Consider the following 14,469-nt stretch of genomic DNA (forward strand, 5'->3'; position numbering starts at 1 on the left):
CTCACATGCGTATCAAGTCCGCTCTGGCGGCGGCCGCCATCGTGGCGCTCGCCGGCGCGTGCGGCAGCGGAGGCGGCGACGGCGGCTCCTCGTCGTCGTCCTCCTCCGGCGAGCCGGTCAAGATCAATTTCCTCAGCCTGGCCTGGCAGAAGGAATCCGTCGCCGCGAACAAGCAGATCGTGGACGAGTGGAACAAGGCCAACCCGAACATCCAGGTCACCTACGTCCAGGGGAGCTGGGACAACGTCAACGACCAGCTCGTCACCCAGTTCGCCGGCGGCACCGCGCCCGACGTCATCCACAACGACTCGCCTGCGCTGTCCGGCTTCGCCTCCGACGGCTACCTGCTCGACCTCAAGGACAAGCTGCCCGCCGAGCTGAAGGGCGACATCCCGCAGTCCGCCTGGGACACCGTCACCTTCGACGACGGCAAGGGCGGCCAGGGCGTGTACGGCGTGCCGTTCCTGCAGGAGTCGCAGGTCATCATCGCCAACAAGAAGCTGCTCGACGCGGCCAAGGTGCGCGTCCCCACCGCCGACAACCCGTGGACGTGGGACGAGTTCTCCGAGGCCGCCAAGAAGATGACCAAGGACGGCACCTTCGGCGTCGCCTGGGCCATGAAGTCGCCGGTCAACAAGACGCTCAACCTGGCGCTGAACTTCGGCGGCACGTTCTTCCAGACCGCCGACGGCAAGACCACGGTCAAGGTCGGCCCCGAGGAGCGCGAGGTGCTCCAGCGCATCTACGACCAGCTCCACACCGACAAGTCCGCCGACCCCGACGCGCTCGGCCAGGGCACCGCCGACCCGCTGCCCGCCTTCTACAAGGGCAAGTTCGCGCTGCTGCCGGCCGGCGTGTACCTGCGCCAGCAGGTCGCCGAGCAGGCTCCCGACGGCTTCGAGTGGGTCACCCTCCCCGGCCCGAAGGGCACCACCGCCGAGCAGGGCGCGGTCTCGCAGACGCTGTCCATCGCCCAGGACAGCAAGCACCCCGAGGAGGCGATGAAGTTCATGGCCTTCTTCCTCAACGGTCCCAACCAGGCCAAGCTCGCCAAGGGCGACTGGCTGCTGCCGACCTCGCAGTCGGCCGCCTCCGACCCGGCGATCACCACCCAGGAGAACGGCTGGGACGTGGCCACCGCCTCCGCCAAGAACCTCGTCGTCGCGCCGTTCCTCAAGGTGAACGGGTTCGACGAGTGGAAGAGCAAGGTCGCCACGCCGGTGCTGCAGGAGTACTTCGCCGGCAAGATCACCCTCGACGACGCGGCCAAGCGGCTCGTGGACGAGGGCAACAAGGTCCTGGAGCGGTACCAGCGGTGACCTCCTACCGGGAACGGGCCCGGGGGTGTCTGCTCGGCCTCGCGGCCGGCGACGCCCTCGGGGCCCCCGCCGAGAACCTGACGCCGGCCGAGATCCGGCGGCGGTGGGGCCGGCTCACCGAGATCGAGGGCGGCGGCACCGACGACACCGAGTACGCCATCTTCGCCGCCTCGCTGCTCACGCGGCACGGCCACGGGCTGACTCCCGAGCTGGTCGCGCGGGCGTACCGGGAAGAGATCATCCCCAGGGTGGACGGGCCGATGCGGGGCGCCGGCTTCTCGGAGCTGGGCACCGTCGAAGCGCTTCGACGCGGGCTGGAGCCGCCGCTCACCGGGCTGGTCCACTCCCACGGCTGGTCCGACGGGCTGGCCATGCGCGCCGCCCCGTACGGGATCTTCTGCCCGGGCGACCCGGCCGAGGCGGCCCGGCTGATGGAGCAGGACGGCCTGGTGAGCGGGTCCGGCGAGGGCATACTCGGCGGTCGCGCGGTCGCGGGGGCCGTGGCCGCCGCGATGAGCGGCGCCGGGTCCGAGGACGTCGTGGACGCCGCGCTCGCGGTGATCCCCGGCGACTCGTGGACCGCCAGGAACATCCGCCGCGCCCGCGCCGTCCTCGGTGACACGGCGCCTGACGAGCTCGAAACGGCGCTGCACGAGGCCGTCGTCGTCCGGCACTACCCGTGGACCGACCTCGCCCCGGAGGCCGTCGCGCTCGCGCTGGCCGCCTTCCTGGCCGGCGGCGGCGAGGTGGAGGCGGCGGTGACGTTCGGGGTGAGCCTCGGGCGGGACGCCGACACCATCGGGGCCATAGCCGGGGCCGTCAGCGGCGCGCGGCAGGGCGAGAGCGGCGTGCCCGCCCGCTGGGCGGCCAGTATCGGGCCGGTGACCGGCAAGTGCCTGCCCGTCGTGGCGGGACGGCACGTGCTGGAGACCGCCGACGAACTCGCCGGTCTGCTGACCGGCGAGCCCGCGAAGGGACGGTGACCGACATGTCGGGGGACAGGATCAGAGGGGCCGTCGCCGGGCTCGCCGTCGGTGACGCCGCGGGCTGGCCCGCGAGCCGGCACCGCGCGGCCCTGCACGCGCCCTGGAGCAGGCGGCTGCACCGGGAGCTCGACGCCTTCGCCGAGGAGCACCGGGTCACGACGCTGCCGGTGCCGTTCGCGCTCAACCAGCCGACCGCGCCGCTGGCCGTCGGCCCGTCCGACGACGCCGAATGGCTCGCCTGGACGCTGCTCACCGCCGACCGGCCGCGCGCCGCGGCCTTCCGCGAGCTGATCGGCAAGGACCTGCGGGCGCGCGTCTCGGTGCGGACCGCGCTCGACAACCTGGAGCGGGGCGTCGAGCCGCCCGCGTCCGGGCACGACAACCCGCACCACTTCGACGACGCCGCCGCGGTCCGGGCCGTCGCGTTCGGGGTCCTGGGGAGGGACCCGTCGGACGACGCCCAGGTCACCAACGCCGGGGACGGCGTGCTCGGCGCGCGGGCGATGGCCGCCGCCGTGACCACGGCCGTGGCCACCGGCGACGTGACGCGGGCGGTGCGGGCGGCGTTGGACGTGCTGCCCGACGACACCGCGATCGGGCACAACGCCCGGCTCGCGCTGAGCGCCGCCGAGCGGGCGGGCGAGGCGTTCGCCGCCGTGCCCGCACTGGACGCGGCGCTGCTCGACCACGTCTACAGCTACGGCGTGGGCGCCGCCCAGACGGTGCCCGCGGCGCTGGCGCTGGCCGCGGCCTCCGGGGGCGACCTGACCAGGGCCGTGCCCGCGGCGGCGTGCCTGGCCGCGCTGGCCGACTCGGCGCCGGCGCTGACCGGCGCGCTCACGGGGGCCTGCGCCGGCTTCGAGGCGATCCCGGAGGGGTGGACCGCCTCGGCCCGTACGCTGGCAGGCTGTTGCCTGCCGGAACTGGCGGGCCAGGATCTGATCGAACTGACGAAAGGACTCGCATGACGCCGCTTGAGGACAGGGCGACCGGCTGCGTGGCGGGGGCGGCGGTCGGCGACGCGCTGGGCGGCGCCACCGAGGGCTGGACCCCCGAGCAGATCGTCGAGCGCTACGGCGGCCGCGTGGAGGGGATCGTGCCGCCGTACAACGACGACTGGCGTAACGCCCGGCCGATCGCGCCGTACCACAAGGGCGACGGCCACATCACCGACGACACCCTCATGACGCACGCGCTGATCCGCGTCTACGAGAAGGCCGGCCGCCACCTCGACGCCTACGCGATGGCCGAGCACCTGGTGCCCGAGCTGATGGGCGAGCGGCGCTGGATCCCCGAGCTGGAGGCCGAGGCGCTGCCGCTGCAGCGGATCTTCCTGGCCGAGAAGTGGATCGTGGCCAGGCTGCACTACGGCCACGCCGACCCGCGCGAGGCCGGCGTCGGCAACATCGTCAACTGCGGCGCCGCCATGTACGTCGCCCCCGTCGGCATCGTCAACGCCGCCGACCCCGACGCCGCCTACGCCGAGGCGATCGACCTCACCGGCGCCCACCAGGCCAGCTACGGCCGCGAGGCCGCGGGCGTCATGGCCGCCGCCGTGGCCGAGGCCATGCGGCCGGGCGCCACCGCCGACTCCGTGGTGGCCGCCTGCCTGCGCCTGGCCAAGGACGGCACCAGGGCCGCCATCGAGGCGGTCTGCGAGGCCGCCTCCGGGCTCGGGCACTGGGAGGGCTCGTTCGAGACGCTGCGGGCCGCCGTGCGCCCCTACGACACGGTCGCCGACACCTACCGCGACCAGGGCCTCGGCGCGCGGCGGCCGAGCCGCGTGCACAGCATCGAGGAGCTGCCGCTGGCGCTCGGCATGCTGGTGATCGCCAAGGGCGACTACCGCGACACCGTGCTGGGCGGCGTCAACTACGGGCGCGACGCCGACTCCATCGCCTCCATGGGCGGCGCCATCGCGGGCGCGCTCGGCGGGCTCGCAGCGGTGCCCGCGGAGTGGGTGGAGCAGGTGGGGGCGGCGAGCCGTACGGACCTGGTGGGTCCCGGCCGCGCCATCGCGGCGGTCGCGCGCCGGGTGCGCGCCGGCGACCAGGAGCGGCGGCGCGCCGCCGAGGCCGCCTTCGCCGAGCTGGACCACCCGTGATCCGCCTCACCTGGGTCCAGCCGGAGGACCTGGTCGGGCACGAGCTGCGCCAGGCCGCCGAGGACGGCCGCGACCCCGCCAGGGTGCGCGACGTCGCAGAACGCTGGCACGCGGCGGGCGGTCACGACGCCCCGCCGCGCGCCGGCGCGTCCGAGGCGGGCGCGGCGCGGCTGCGCGGCCTGGCCGAGGAGCTGCTGGACGAGCTGGCCGCCCTGCCGTCGCCCCTGGAGGAGCCGTCGGAGCTGGCCGACATCGCCGCCGCCTGCCCCGCCTGGCCCGCCGCCAGGACGGGCGGCACGGCCGACCCGCGGCGGGTGCTGGCGGCCTGGCAGGGCCGGGCGGCCGGGTGCGTGCTCGGCAAGCCCGTCGAGAAGATCCCGCGCGCGGGCATCAGGGAGATCGCCGAGGCCACCGGCAACTGGCCGATCCGCGGCTGGTTCACCGCCCGCGGCCTGCCGGACGACGTCGCGCGCCGCTGGCCGTGGAACCGCCGCAGCGCCGTCAACTCCCTCGCCGAGAACATCGACGGCATCCCCGAGGACGACGACCTCAACTACCCGCTGCTCGCGCTGACCGTCCTGGAGCGCCACGGCCGCGGCTTCACCACCGAGGACGTGGCCCGGCTGTGGCTGGACGAGCTGCCGGCCGGGCGCACGTTCACGGCCGAGCGGGTGGCGTACCGCAACCTGCTGGACGGCGTCGAGCCGCCCGCGACGGCCACCCGGCGCAACCCGTTCCGCGAGTGGATCGGCGCGTTCATCAGGACGGACGTCTACGGATGGGTCAACCCGGGCGATCCGGCCACGGCCGCCGAGTACGCCTGGCGCGACGCCCGCCTCACCCACACCGCGAACGGGATCTACGGGGCGATGTTCGCCGCCGCGATGTGCGCGGCCTCGCTGACCGCCGGTTCGGCGGAGGAGGTCGTCGAGGCGGGCCTGTCCGTCGTGCCGCCGGGCTCGCGCCTGCACCGCGCCGTACGCGCGGCCGTCGCGGACGCCGCCCGCGAGCCGGACTTCGAGCGCGTCGTGGACCGGCTGCACGAGCGGCACGGCGCGCTCCACTGGGTGCACACCATCCACAACGCGGCCCTCGTCGCCGCGACCCTCGTCCACGGGCGGGGCGACTTCACCGCCACGATCGCCGGAGCCGTCGCCGGCGGCTGGGACACCGACTCGGCGGGCGCCACCGCCGGCTCGATCTGCGGCGCGCTCGCCGGGGACGTGCCGGAGCGGTGGCGCATCCGCGACAGCCTGGCCAGCAGCCTGACCGGGTTCGACGGAGTGAGCCTCGGCGAGCTGGCCCGGCGTACTCAGGAGATGATGCGGGCATGATCTCGGTTTTCGGCAGCGCCAACATGGACCTCGTCGCCTACGTCGACCGGGCCCCCGCACGCGGCGAGACGGTCACCGGCCACCGCTTCCGCACCGTGCCCGGCGGCAAGGGGGCCAACCAGGCCGTCGCCGCCGCGCGGGCCGGGGCGGAGGTGGCCTTCCTCGGCGCGGTCGGCGACGACGGGTTCGGCGCCGAGATGCGGGCCGCGCTGGCCGGGGCCGGGGTGGACGTACGCGGCCTGCGCCAGGTGCCGGGACCGAGCGGCATCGCGCACATCGTCGTGGACGACGACGGCGGCAACTCCATCATCGTGGTCCCGGGCGCGAACGGCACCGTCACCGGCCCCACGGACGCCGATATCGCGGCCATCGCCGGGTCGCGGGCGCTGCTGCTCCAGCTCGAACTGCCGCTGCCCGCCGTCGTGGCCGCCGCCGAGGCCGGGCGGGCCGCCGGCGTCCCGGTCGTCCTCACGCCCGCGCCCGCGCAGCCGCTGCCCGGCGAACTGCTCGACGCGGTCACGATGATCGTCCCGAACGAGCACGAGGCCGCCGCCATCACCGGCGCCGCCGATCCGGACGCCGCCCTGGACGCCCTGCTGGAGCGGGTCGAGGAGGCCGTCATCACGCTCGGCGGCGCGGGCTCGCTCTACGGGTCGCGCTCGGGGGAGCGGCTGCGGGTGCCGGCCGCCGAGGTCAAGGCGGTGGACACCACGGCGGCCGGGGACACGTTCGTGGGGGCGCTGGCGGTGGCCCGCGCCGAAGGCCGGCCCATGGCCGACGCCCTCCGCTTCGCCACCGCGGCGGCGGCGCTGTCGGTGCTGCGCGAGGGCGCCAGCACCTCGATGCCGCACCGGCGCGAGATCGAGGAATTCCTGGCCTGACCAGCGCCGCCGGGGGCGGTGGCCGGGCGATACGGGGGAAGAGGACGTACATGAGCGAGATGCCCTATGAGCTGCCGGAAGCCGTCGGCGGCGTGGACGGGGAGAGCGACGTGGTGGCCGAGCGCTCCAGCTGCGGCACGCCGCGCAACCGCCGTCCGGTCTCCGCCGACATGCCTCAGGACCTCGACCCGCCGCATCCGTACGAGGAGCCGGAGGAGAACGAGGAGGACGTCACCCGTCCCGACATCGGCCCCACCGGCTGACCGCTCCCCGCCGGCTCAGGCGCGGGCGCGCAGATGGGCGAGCGTCTGCTCCAGCTCGGCCTGCAGGACGGCCTCGGCGGCGGGCCCGTCGCCGCGCCGGACGGCGTCCACCAGAGCGGCGTGCGAGGCGTGCCCGGGGTCGGGATCGTGCTCGCGCAGGCCGAGCAGCTCCACCAGATCGATCAGCCGCTCCCGCAGCACCGGGGCGAACTCCGCGAACAGGTCCGTCAGCACCGGGTTCCCCGCCGCCGCGACGACCGCCGCGTGCAACGCGATGTCGGCGTCCACGAACGCCGCGTCACTCCCGGCGTCACTCCCGGCGTCACTCCCGGTCGCGGCGGCGTGCCGGGCCGCGAGCGCGGCCTCCAGCGCCGCGACGTCCTCCTCGGTGCGCCGCTCAGCGGCCAGGCGCGCCGCGCGGGTCTCGACCATGACGCGGACCTCGTACACGTCGGTGATGGCGGCGCGGCGCAGCCGGGCCGGCCAGTCCTCGGCCGGCTCGGTGGCGATGACGTAGACGCCGGAGCCCTGCCGGGCCTGCACGAGGCCGGCCCCGGCGAGCGCCCGCAGCGCCTCCCTGACCGTGGAACGGCCGACGCCGAGCGCCTTGGCGAGGGCGTTCTCGCCGGGCAGGCGGGTGCCGACCGGCCATTCGCCCTGGGTGATCTGCTCCCGCAGGTGCTCGGTGGCCTGTTCGACGAGCGGGCTGGGGCGGAGGGAGCCGAGGGGCATCGGAAAGAACCTCTCAGGTTGTCTGAGGACCTGTGGTGTGGTTAGTCTAGCGCCCATGACGTCGTACGGTCTCCTCCTCGGCCGCCGCGGCGGGGCCTGACCGGACCGGCACCCCGTCGCGGTGGCCCGATCGTGCCGGTCTTCCCCCACCGGAGACGGACGACAAGGAACCCGACCGACATGCACCCCTGGAACCGGCACCCATGGAACCGGCAGCGCCCCAGCGGCATGCCCTCCCACCGCTACCGCCCCGCCCACGAGCGCGTCGAGGTCCCCCTCGCCGCCGACCGCTCCTGGCCCGCGCGCCGCCTCACGCACGCCCCGCTCTGGGTGCCCGTCGACCTGCGCGACGGCAACCAGGCCCTGGCCGAGCCGATGGACCCGGCCCGCAAGCGCACGATGTTCGCCCTGCTGACGCGCATGGGGTTCAAGGAGATCGAGGTCGGCTACCCGTCCTCCAGCCGGCTCGACTTCGACTTCGTCCGCGAACTGGCCGCGCCGGGCGCGCTGCCCGAGGACGTGACGCCCGTGGTGTTCACCGCGGCCCGCGCGGACCTCATCGAGCGCACCTTCGCCGCCATGGAGGGCCTGCCGCGCGCGGTCGTGCACCTCTACACCGCCACCGCGCCCACCTGGCGCGAGGTCGTGCTCGGCCACGACCGGCGCGAGCTGCGCGCCCTGATCATGGACGCCGCCGGGCAGATCGCCCGGCTCGCCGAGGGCCTGCCCGGCGTGCGCTTCGAGTTCTCGCCGGAGGTCTTCAACCTCACCGAGCCGGACTACGCGCTGGAGGTGTGCAACGACCTGACCGCCCTGTGGGACGCCTCGCCGGACCGCCCGGTGATCCACAACCTGCCGGCCACGGTCGAGATCTCCACCCCGAACGTGTACGCCGACCAGATCGAGTACATGCACCGCCACCTCGACCGCAGGGACGCGGTGATTCTCTCCGTACACCCGCACAACGACCGCGGCACCGGCGTGGCCTGCGCCGAGCTGGCCGTGCTCGCGGGGGCGCAGCGGGTGGAGGGCTGCCTGTTCGGCAACGGCGAGCGCACCGGCAACGTCGACCTGGTCACGCTCGCGCTCAACCTGCACACCCAGGGCGTCGACCCGATGATCGACTTCTCCGACCTCGACGGGATCCGGCGCGTGGTCGAGCACTGCAACCGCCTGCCGGTGCCCGACCGCCACCCGTACGCGGGCGACCTCGTCCACACCGCCTTCTCCGGCACCCACCAGGACGCCATCGGCAAGGGCCTGGCCCACCACGCCAAGCGCGCCGCCGAGCTGGGCGTGCCGCCCGAGCAGGCGCCGTGGGAGGTGCCGTACCTGCCGATCGACCCGGCCGACGTGGGCCGCGACTACCAGGCGGTCATCCGGGTCAACAGCCAGTCGGGCAAGGGCGGCATCGCCTACCTGCTGCGCAGCCGGTACGGCCTGGAGCTGCCGCGCCGCCTGCAGATCGACTTCGCGGCCGTCGTGCAGCGGGCCACGGACGGCAGCGGCGAGGAGATCACCGCCGAGGAGCTGTGGGACCTCTTCCGCGCCGCCTACGTCGCCCCCGGCGAGCCCGGCGCGCTCGCCGAATGGACGACGGCCCCGGCCGGGCCGGGCGAGCACGTCTTCACCGGCACGCTGCGCTCCGGCCGCCGCCTGCACGGCACCGGCAACGGCCCGCTGTCGGCGCTCACGGCCGCCCTGGCCGCCGACGGGCTCGACGTGGAGATCCTCCATTACGCCGAGCACGCGCTCGGGACGGACGCGGCCGGCGAGGCCGTGGCCTACGTGGAGGCGCGCGTCGCCGGCCGGACGCGCTGGGGCGTGGCGCTGGACACCTCGGTGCTCACCGCGTCGGTGCACGCGGTGCTGTCCGCGGTCAACGCCGCCCTGGCGGGCGACGGGGTCAGCCCGGGGACTCCCGCTCGCAGCGGCGCTTCAGGCTGAGCGCCTCCGTACGCACGTAGCGGCGGGTGCGGGCGCCGGTCAGCAGGGCGAGGGCCGGCGCCAGCAGCCCGCGGCGGGTGATCGACAGCTCCACGGCGGCCCGGCCGCGCTCGGCCGCCTCCACGACGTGCCCCGCCGCGATCGTGACGCCCGCGGCCACCGTCTCCCAGACGAACGAGCGGCCCGGCGTGAGCGCCGTCACCATCCAGTCGAGGGCCGGCATGCCGGGCTGCTTCACGCGCACCCGGCTGCCGGCGCCGAACGGCTCGTCGTCCAGCAGGCGCACGCTCGTCATCGTCGGCGTGAACTCCGGCCAGCGGGTCACGTCCGCCATCGTCCGCCACACCAGCTCGGCGGGGGCGTCCACGGCGACGCGGGTGCGGAAGGTCACCTCCTGCCCGCCGCCTCGGGCGTCAGGTGGGCTGCGCACTCGTCCCGGTAGTGCAGGACCCGGCCGCGCAGCCGCTTCGGGTCGGCCAGCACCGCCCGCGAGACCGACGGCAGGACGGCGTGCCGTACCGGCGCGAACAGCCGCGCCACGTCGGCCGGCGACGCGCCCTGCGCGCCCACCCCGGGGACCAGGATCGGCCCGTTGAGCTCGGTCAGCGGATGCTCCACCTCGGTCAGCGTGGCGCCCATGACCACCCCCACCGGCCCGAACGGCGCCGCTCCCGCGTTCGCCGCGGCCGCGCCCGCGATGACCTGCCCGGCCACCAGCCGCTGCAGCTCCGCCGACTCCGGGTTGGAGGTGCGGGCCAGCACGAACACGCCCGCGTCGTTGGCCACCGCCGAGGCGATCGCACCCGTCAGCGAGCCGAACCCGAGGTAGGGGCTCAGCGTCACGGCGTCGGCGGCCAGCGGGCTGCCCCGGTCGAGGTACGCCTCGGCGTAGGCGGTCATCGTGCTGGCGATGTCGCCCCGCTTGACGTCCAGCAGCACGAGCGTGCCCGCCTCGCGCAGGTCGGCGATGGCGCGTTCCAGGACGGCGACGCCACGGCTGCCCCACCGCTCGAAGAACGCCGACTGCGGCTTGACCACGGCCGCCACCTCCGCCACGGTCTCGACGACCGTCCGGCTGAAGCGTTCGAGCCCGGACGGCGAGTCGTCCAGCCCCCAGGCGTCCAGCAGGGCCGGGCTCGGATCGATGCCGACGCACAGCGGCCCGCACGCGTCGAGCCTGGCTCGCAGGCGTGCCCCGAACGACTCGTTCATGGTGAACCCCTTCGCACGGTTATGCGGCGACCCTACGGGACGGGCCGCTCGGGTGAACAGGAGACCGACCGTTCCCGTTCACCAGTCTTCCGGCGGCGGCGGCAGGGGTAAGGCAGCAAGCATGTACGAGATCGCCCACCGGGTGCTGCCGCTGCGCAGCGATCCGCCCCGTGACGTGGTCGTCACGGTCGGCATGCCGTACGAGGAGCCGACGGGGGAGTGGTCGTGCCCCTACCGCATCGACGGGCTCGACGGATGGGAGCACGAGAGGAAGGTCACGGGGCCCGACTCGCTGGGCGCGGCCGAGCTGGCGCTGGCCATGGTGCGGGCCGCGGTCACCGGCTCGCACGAGGCCAGGGAAGGGCTGCTGAACTGGGATGACGTCTCGCCGGGGCCGCGGGCGCAGACCGTCTGGGTCACCTGGGACAGAGAGCACGACCTTGCTTACATCGCGATGAAACGCGAGATCCTGCCCGGCGAGGCCGTCCGGCAGGTGGTGGCGGAGGACGCCGTGCTCGACTACGGGGAGAAGGGGCGGCTGATCGGCGTGGAGCTGATGAACGCCGCCGCCCGGCTGCCGTCGGAGATGCGCATGTGAGCCGCCCCGACCCGGGCAGGCGTACGTTACCTGCCGTGAACTCTCCCCGTATCGTCGCCACCGACCTCGACGGCACCCTGCTGACCTCCGACCGCACCGTCTCGCCCCGCACCAGGGACGCGCTCCGGCTGGCCCGCGCGGCCGGAGCCGTGATCGTCTTCGTCACCGCCAGGCCGCCACGGGGCGTGCGCGAGATCGCCGAGCAGGCGGGCGTGACGGGCACCGCGATCTGCAGCAACGGGGCCATCGTCTACGACCTGGACACCGACGAGATCACCGACAGCCTGCCGCTCGACCCCGGGGCCGCCCGGCGCGCCGCGCTCGCCCTGGCCGAGGCGCTGCCGGGGGTCGGGCTCGCCGCCGAGACGGGCCGGGGCGTGCTGGCCGAGGCCGCCTACACCCGGCGCGTTCCCGAGGACCTGGCGTTCTACCGCGAGGTCGTCTCGGTGACGGAGGAGGCGGAGCCCATCATCAAGCTGCTCGCCCACTCGCCGGCGCACACCGCCGACGAGATGATCGCCGCCGTGCTGGCGACCATGAAGGGCCTGGCCGAGATCACGCAGTCGGGCGGCGGCGGGCTCGTCGAGATCACCGCGCCGGGGGTGACCAAGGCCGCCGCCCTGGACCGCGTCTGCCGGGCGCACGGCGTGCCGGCGAGCGAGGTGGTGGCCTTCGGCGACATGCCGAACGACCTGGCGGTCCTGACGTACGCGGGCCTGGGGTACGCGATGGCCAACGCGCATGCCACGGTGCTCGCGTCGGTGCCGCGCCGCACCCTCTCGAACGACGAGCACGGCGTCGCGGCGGTGCTGGAACGTCTGTACGGCTGACGCTCACGAGGGCGGGTCGGTCCAGCGGTCCTGGGCCTCCATGACCTCGTCGGCGTGCGCGAAGGCCCACTCGCCGACCGCCCCCACCGGGCCGAGCAGGCTGCGGCCGAGCTCGGTCAGCTCGTACTCGACGCGCGGCGGCGCCTCGGCGTAGGCGTGCCGGGTGACGAGGCCGTTGTACTCCAGGCGGCGCAGCGTCTCGGTGAGCACCTTCGTGCTGATGCCGCCGATCTCCTCGCGCAGCCGTCCCGGGCGGCGCGGGCCGTGCCGCAGCGACCACAGCACGACGGCGTTCCAGGTGTTGCCGAGCAGGTCGAACGCCAGCCGGGCTTGGCAGTCGGCGAGGAACAACGCGGACCCTTCCCTCGTCAGGCACCGAACGGTGTGTATCAGGCTTTCTAGTGTGCTCCCACCGAGGAAACCCTTTCACAGGAGGAGGACGTACATGCGCATCGGGATCCTGGGCGCGGGCGGGATGGCGGACGCGCTCGGCACGCAGTGGGCCGGGGCGGGGCACGAGATCATGATCAGCGGCAGGGACGCGGCGGCGACCGCCGCCCGCGCCGCCCGGATGGCCGCCTCGGCCGGAGAGGTCGCGGGGGTCCGGGCGGGGAGCTGGGCCGAGGCGGCGGCGTTCGGGGAGGTCGTGGTGGTGGCGGTGCGGGAGGCGGGGCTCGTGGACGTGCTGACCGCCTGCGGCGGCGCGCTGCGCGGCAAGCCGCTCGTCGACGTCACCAACGCGGCGGACCCGTCCGCCTACGACCCGGCCCGCTCGCCGGCCCTGCTCATCGGCAGGCTCAGCGGCGGTCACGTGGTCAAGGCGTTCAACCTGTGCCACGTGGACGTGTGGCGGATGACGCCGCCGGTGTTCGGCGGGCGGCCGCTCGCCGTGCCGCTGTGCGGGGACGACCCGGTGGCGCTGGCGGCGGCGCGCACGCTGGTGTCCGGCCTCGGCTGCACCCCGCTGGACGGCGGCGGCCTCGCCCGGGTGACGCAGCTCGAGGCCACGGCGGCGTTCATGATCGGGCTGTGGTTCGGCGGCGCGGACGCCCAGGCCGTGCTGCCCCCGCTGGAGCAGTCCGGCGCCCACGGCGTACGCCCTGGGGTGTAGCGATGATCACCACCCACGGCGGATGCCCGGCTGCTCCCCGCGGATGATCCTGGTGGTCACGTGTTCGCGGGAGTGTGAAGGAGAGTGTCCGTGGTGACCACGCAGGTGGCCGTGAGGAACGGGTACGTGACCGCGTTCCGGGCCGTGACGGTGCTGAACACGCTGGCCGTGCTCGCGCAGGGGGTGACGGCCGGGCAGTTCCTGAGCGAGGGCGGCGCGGGCCTGCACGCGTCGGGGGCGCTGGCCGTGCACGTGCTGGGGCTGGCCCAGCTCGTCGCCGCCGTGCTGCTGTGGCGGCCGGGACGCGGCGCGGGCTGGCCGGCCCTGGTGGCGCTCGGGGTGCTGCTGCTCGGGTTCGTGCAGTCGATGCTCGGCGGGACGGGGGCGGTGGCCGGGCACGTGCCGCTCGGGATGGCGCTGCTCGGCCTCAGCGTGTGGCTGCTCGTCGCCGCCTGGCGCCGCTGACCCCGGGGTTCAGGGGTGGCGGGCGAGGTGGTCGGCGCGGCGGATCGGCTCGGGGAGGCGGTAGCGGGGGGCCAGGCGGAGCACTTGGGCGGTGACGGTGTCCAGGGAGACGCGGTGGCCCTGGGAGACGTACACCGGCTTGACGCCCGGCCGGGTGCGCAGAGTGCGGCCCACCACGGCGCCGTCGTACGTGATCGGCGTCCAGGCCCCCCGCTCCGGCCCCGGCGGCTCGTGCGTCCCGACGAACGGCGTCTTGCCGACCCCCAGCGCGGGCAGCCCGGTCAGCACGCCGAGATGGCACGCCAGCCCGAACCCGCGCGGGTGCGCCAGGCCGTACCCGTCGCACACCAGCAGGTCGGGCGTGACGGTGAGCCGTTCGAGTGCCTCGACGAGCGCGGGCAGCTCGCGGAAGGCGAACAGCCCCGGCACGTACGGGAAGGCCGCCTTCCCGCGCACCACCACCTGCTCGGCCACGGCGAGCGTGCCGGCGTCCATGACGACCACGGCCGCCGTGAGCTCACCGCCGCTTCCTTCCCCGTCGCCGTGGTAGTGCACGTCCAGGCCCGCCACCAGGTCGAAGGAGGCAGGCCCGGACAGTTCGACGCGCGGGCGGAGCCGGTCCTGGACCGCCTCCGCCTCTTCGACCGTGTCCGGCCACGGATGGAGCCGCTGTACTCGCACCCGGCA

General features: G+C 74.8%; 17 protein-coding genes. 12 read left to right on the forward strand and 5 right to left on the reverse strand.

The features are described from left to right. Positions 1–5: 5 nt before the first annotated feature. The 7 genes from SMD20_RS03315 to SMD20_RS03345 are packed head-to-tail and all read left to right on the forward strand — an operon-like array spanning position 6 to position 6,887. A complete protein-coding gene (locus SMD20_RS03315) occupies positions 6–1,319 on the forward strand; it encodes an ABC transporter substrate-binding protein (protein WP_329574684.1) in 1,314 nt (437 codons plus the stop codon). Next, positions 1,316–2,302: an ADP-ribosylglycohydrolase family protein gene (locus tag SMD20_RS03320; RefSeq protein WP_329574685.1), complete on the forward strand. Its 987-nt coding sequence runs from the start codon at positions 1,316–1,318 to the stop codon at positions 2,300–2,302. The genes SMD20_RS03315 and SMD20_RS03320 overlap by 4 nt, the downstream gene beginning before the upstream one ends. A 5-nt stretch (positions 2,303–2,307) precedes the next feature. Then, positions 2,308–3,273 carry an ADP-ribosylglycohydrolase family protein gene (locus SMD20_RS03325; RefSeq protein ID WP_329574687.1) on the forward strand — a complete coding sequence of 322 codons (966 nt, stop codon included), beginning with the start codon at positions 2,308–2,310 and terminating at the stop codon, positions 3,271–3,273. Continuing rightward, entirely contained in the window at positions 3,270–4,409 is a 1,140-nt protein-coding gene (locus SMD20_RS03330) for an ADP-ribosylglycohydrolase family protein (protein WP_329574688.1), read from the forward strand. Before SMD20_RS03325 ends, SMD20_RS03330 begins: the two co-directional genes overlap by 4 nt. Continuing rightward, complete coding sequence (locus SMD20_RS03335; protein WP_329574689.1) at positions 4,406–5,743, forward strand: ADP-ribosylglycohydrolase family protein; 1,338 nt, start codon at positions 4,406–4,408, stop codon at positions 5,741–5,743. Before SMD20_RS03330 ends, SMD20_RS03335 begins: the two co-directional genes overlap by 4 nt. Then, on the forward strand, positions 5,740–6,624 hold the full coding sequence (gene rbsK / locus SMD20_RS03340; protein WP_329574691.1) for a ribokinase: 885 nt from the start codon (positions 5,740–5,742) through the stop codon (positions 6,622–6,624). Before SMD20_RS03335 ends, rbsK begins: the two co-directional genes overlap by 4 nt. 50 nt (positions 6,625–6,674) lie before the next feature. Continuing rightward, positions 6,675–6,887 (forward strand): hypothetical protein, encoded by a 213-nt coding sequence (locus tag SMD20_RS03345; protein ID WP_329574693.1) that lies wholly within the window; start codon positions 6,675–6,677, stop codon positions 6,885–6,887. A 15-nt stretch (positions 6,888–6,902) separates the two neighbouring features. Here the strand turns inward: SMD20_RS03345 and SMD20_RS03350 are convergent, their stop codons facing one another. Then, on the reverse strand, positions 6,903–7,619 hold the full coding sequence (locus tag SMD20_RS03350) for a FadR/GntR family transcriptional regulator (RefSeq protein WP_329574695.1): 717 nt from the start codon (positions 7,617–7,619) through the stop codon (positions 6,903–6,905). 180 nt (positions 7,620–7,799) lie between these two features. On the opposite strand from SMD20_RS03350, the gene leuA reads away from it, so the two are divergent. Beyond that, positions 7,800–9,566: a 2-isopropylmalate synthase gene (gene leuA / locus SMD20_RS03355; RefSeq protein ID WP_329574697.1), complete on the forward strand. Its 1,767-nt coding sequence runs from the start codon at positions 7,800–7,802 to the stop codon at positions 9,564–9,566. Here the strand turns inward: leuA and SMD20_RS03360 are convergent. Together SMD20_RS03360 and pyrF are read right to left on the reverse strand one after the other, a co-directional pair. Next, positions 9,526–9,957 carry an SRPBCC family protein gene (locus SMD20_RS03360; RefSeq protein WP_329574699.1) on the reverse strand — a complete coding sequence of 144 codons (432 nt, stop codon included), beginning with the start codon at positions 9,955–9,957 and terminating at the stop codon, positions 9,526–9,528. The two genes, leuA and SMD20_RS03360, sit on opposite strands and share 41 nt — an antisense overlap. Then, positions 9,954–10,778, reverse strand: a complete 825-nt coding sequence (gene pyrF, locus SMD20_RS03365) for an orotidine-5'-phosphate decarboxylase (RefSeq protein WP_329574701.1) — start codon at positions 10,776–10,778, stop codon at positions 9,954–9,956. Before pyrF ends, SMD20_RS03360 begins: the two co-directional genes overlap by 4 nt. A gap of 121 nt (positions 10,779–10,899) precedes the next feature. On the opposite strand from pyrF, the gene SMD20_RS03370 reads away from it, so the two are divergent. Both SMD20_RS03370 and SMD20_RS03375 read left to right on the forward strand, forming a co-directional pair. After that, a complete protein-coding gene (locus tag SMD20_RS03370) occupies positions 10,900–11,376 on the forward strand; it encodes a DUF2283 domain-containing protein (RefSeq protein ID WP_329574703.1) in 477 nt (158 codons plus the stop codon). A 35-nt stretch (positions 11,377–11,411) separates the two neighbouring features. Then, positions 11,412–12,206 (forward strand): HAD family hydrolase, encoded by a 795-nt coding sequence (locus SMD20_RS03375; protein ID WP_329574705.1) that lies wholly within the window; start codon positions 11,412–11,414, stop codon positions 12,204–12,206. 3 nt (positions 12,207–12,209) lie between these two features. Here SMD20_RS03375 and SMD20_RS03380 read toward each other — a convergent pair whose 3' ends face one another. Continuing rightward, positions 12,210–12,557 (reverse strand): winged helix-turn-helix transcriptional regulator, encoded by a 348-nt coding sequence (locus SMD20_RS03380; RefSeq protein WP_329574707.1) that lies wholly within the window; start codon positions 12,555–12,557, stop codon positions 12,210–12,212. Positions 12,558–12,651: 94 nt separating this feature from the next. On the opposite strand from SMD20_RS03380, the gene SMD20_RS03385 reads away from it, so the two are divergent. Together SMD20_RS03385 and SMD20_RS03390 are read left to right on the forward strand one after the other, a co-directional pair. Then, complete coding sequence (locus SMD20_RS03385) at positions 12,652–13,317, forward strand: NADPH-dependent F420 reductase (RefSeq protein WP_329574708.1); 666 nt, start codon at positions 12,652–12,654, stop codon at positions 13,315–13,317. Positions 13,318–13,407: 90 nt separating this feature from the next. Further along, positions 13,408–13,782: a hypothetical protein gene (locus SMD20_RS03390; RefSeq protein ID WP_329574710.1), complete on the forward strand. Its 375-nt coding sequence runs from the start codon at positions 13,408–13,410 to the stop codon at positions 13,780–13,782. A gap of 9 nt (positions 13,783–13,791) precedes the next feature. Here SMD20_RS03390 and SMD20_RS03395 read toward each other — a convergent pair whose 3' ends face one another. Further along, positions 13,792–14,463, reverse strand: a complete 672-nt coding sequence (locus SMD20_RS03395) for an endonuclease V (RefSeq protein WP_329574712.1) — start codon at positions 14,461–14,463, stop codon at positions 13,792–13,794. Positions 14,464–14,469: the final 6 nt, after the last annotated feature.

It is taken from the genome of Nonomuraea sp. LP-02, assembly GCF_036289125.1.
Taxonomy (GTDB): Bacteria; Actinomycetota; Actinomycetes; order Streptosporangiales; family Streptosporangiaceae; genus Nonomuraea; species Nonomuraea bangladeshensis.

What these genes read in the sequence shown, in the direction of transcription:
- SMD20_RS03325 (WP_329574687.1), top strand. Translation starts at nt 2,308, where the DNA reads ATGTCGGGGGACAGGATCAGAGGGGCCGTCGCCGGGCTCGCCGTCGGT.
- SMD20_RS03370 (WP_329574703.1), top strand. Translation starts at nt 10,900, where the DNA reads ATGTACGAGATCGCCCACCGGGTGCTGCCGCTGCGCAGCGATCCGCCC.
- SMD20_RS03315 (WP_329574684.1), top strand. Translation starts at nt 6, where the DNA reads ATGCGTATCAAGTCCGCTCTGGCGGCGGCCGCCATCGTGGCGCTCGCC.
- leuA (WP_329574697.1), top strand. Translation starts at nt 7,800, where the DNA reads ATGCACCCCTGGAACCGGCACCCATGGAACCGGCAGCGCCCCAGCGGC.
- SMD20_RS03385 (WP_329574708.1), top strand. Translation starts at nt 12,652, where the DNA reads ATGCGCATCGGGATCCTGGGCGCGGGCGGGATGGCGGACGCGCTCGGC.
- SMD20_RS03330 (WP_329574688.1), top strand. Translation starts at nt 3,270, where the DNA reads ATGACGCCGCTTGAGGACAGGGCGACCGGCTGCGTGGCGGGGGCGGCG.
- pyrF (WP_329574701.1), bottom strand. Translation starts at nt 10,778, where the DNA reads ATGAACGAGTCGTTCGGGGCACGCCTGCGAGCCAGGCTCGACGCGTGC.
- rbsK (WP_329574691.1), top strand. Translation starts at nt 5,740, where the DNA reads ATGATCTCGGTTTTCGGCAGCGCCAACATGGACCTCGTCGCCTACGTC.
- SMD20_RS03345 (WP_329574693.1), top strand. Translation starts at nt 6,675, where the DNA reads ATGAGCGAGATGCCCTATGAGCTGCCGGAAGCCGTCGGCGGCGTGGAC.
- SMD20_RS03350 (WP_329574695.1), bottom strand. Translation starts at nt 7,619, where the DNA reads ATGCCCCTCGGCTCCCTCCGCCCCAGCCCGCTCGTCGAACAGGCCACC.